Below are 440 nucleotides of genomic sequence, written 5' to 3' on the forward strand. Positions count from 1 at the left end.
GTACCGGTCGCGGTACCCGTGCTGTCTTCCCCGATCGAGCCGGTCGTGGTGCCGCCGATCACCGCGGCATCGTTGGCGCCATTGATGGTGACGACAATGTCCTGTGTGGTGCCATCCGCCGAGGCGACGGTGATGGTGTCGCCGAGCGTGTCGCCTGCTGCCAGGCTTTGCACACCGGCCAGCGTCTCATCGAGGTCGTAGGACCAGTCGCCGTTCGACGCCATGGTCAGTGTGCCGTAACTGCCCGCAATCGTATCGGCGGTGAAGCTGTTCTGGCCGGCATCGACGTCGGAGACAGTCAGGCTGCCGGTTGCGGTGCCCGTGCTGTCCTCGCCAATCGAGCCGGTGCTCGTGCCGCCAATCACCGCGGCATCGTTGACGCCATTGATGGTGAAGACGATATCCTGCGTCGTGCCATCCGCCGACGAGACGGTGAAGGT

At 64.8% G+C, this 440-nt stretch carries 1 protein-coding gene; it reads right to left on the reverse strand.

Annotated features, from left to right (window positions below; genetic code table 11):
- On the reverse strand, positions 1–440 hold a 440-nt coding region (locus K6118_RS17215; RefSeq protein WP_247121733.1), incomplete at both ends, for a VCBS domain-containing protein.

This window comes from Kordiimonas marina (assembly GCF_023006325.1).
Classification (GTDB): domain Bacteria; phylum Pseudomonadota; class Alphaproteobacteria; order Sphingomonadales; family Kordiimonadaceae; genus Kordiimonas; species Kordiimonas marina.